This window comes from Okeania sp. SIO2B9, assembly GCF_010672505.1.
Classification (GTDB): Bacteria; Cyanobacteriota; Cyanobacteriia; order Cyanobacteriales; family Microcoleaceae; genus Okeania; species Okeania hirsuta.
In genome coordinates, this window is record NZ_JAAHGK010001706.1 from 1 (window position 1) to 1,249 (window position 1,249).

The 1,249-nt window shown below is 30.8% G+C and carries 1 protein-coding gene; it reads left to right on the forward strand.

What is annotated here, in order from left to right; all coding sequences use genetic code 11:
- Positions 1–677 precede the first annotated feature (677 nt).
- Complete coding sequence (gene fraC / locus F6K13_RS33850) at positions 678–1,181, forward strand: filament integrity protein FraC (protein ID WP_287290031.1); 504 nt, start codon at positions 678–680, stop codon at positions 1,179–1,181.
- Positions 1,182–1,249 lie beyond the last annotated feature (68 nt).

Here is a 1,249-nt window from a genome sequence, read left to right on the forward strand (position 1 = left end):
TCTTTACTGGAGCCATCATAAACATGAATTTGTCCCACAATTCTTTCTGACATGGCCTGTGCGGTGCGTATACCAATGCCGTTTCTTCTCATAGGTCTCATAAGTAAGTAGTTATCTATAAAGTTTGTAATTATTTTTTGATAGTAATTGTGTATTGGAAAAAATTACAAGTTAACTGTCACGACCGGGGAATAAGTAAGGAGGAATAGACAATATTAGAATTTTTCTAAAGTAACTTACCTTCTCGCTACTAATTACTTTAATCATTGTGTAATTCAACTAATTGAAGTTTATATTAGAGCAATTAACATTTTTTAATACCACGAGCAGAATTTATATCTACTTAACTTAGATAATATCTAAATAATATCAAAATTCAGACCGACTGAATCATATTTTATTTACCGAAAAATTCAGGTATAAAGCCTCTCCATTCATGGAGAAAAAAGCGGTCGTTTTGCTACGCAAGATGTTTGCTGAGCATGACCTAGGAAAAAGCGGAGCTTCCCGTAGGGTGGGATGGCGAGGAAACCTGCGCCATACCCATGAGACCAAGATAAGAAAAAAAATCCTTTGATCCAATCCTCTCCTCTTATTTATAAGTTTATAAGAAGAGGTAATTCTAAATTCGCGCATTCTAAATTCTAAATTATTGAATTTGTCCCCAAAAATTAGCTATGAATTTAACTATTTTGCCTTTGAGGGCTATTGTCTCTAGCTCTTTAATATTATTATTAGTAATTGCCATTGAATCATTTTTTCTTCAATACCGACTTAAATTAATTCCAAAAGTTAGTGTTCAGTATGCAACTGTAATGAATTTAATTTCTACCTGTATAGGGTGGATATTCTTTTTTTATGCAGTAAGTATTGTGCCAAATATATGGGAAAAAGAAGTCGTAGCTTATATTTTATTTGGTAAGATTGGCACAATTTATCCTATATTCATACTTTTCATATTTCTTAGTTTTTTGCTTTCTCTAATTGTGAAGTTTATTAGTTTGAATTGGTGTGAAAATTTATGGGATGAAAAATATAAAAATAGTGGTGCTAGTATCAATTTATCACAAGCATTAGGACAATTAAGAACGCCAAGGTTTTTGGTGATTACATTGGCTCATATTTGTAGTCATTTAGCAATAGTATTTATTTTATTTCTGCAGAGGTTTGAATTAACATGAAAGAAATTTGGAAAAGTTTTACTGATTTATTCAAAGGTATTACTGACATTTTAAAGAATTTACTAAAT

What these genes read in the sequence shown, in the direction of transcription:
- fraC (WP_287290031.1), top strand. Translation starts at nt 678, where the DNA reads ATGAATTTAACTATTTTGCCTTTGAGGGCTATTGTCTCTAGCTCTTTA.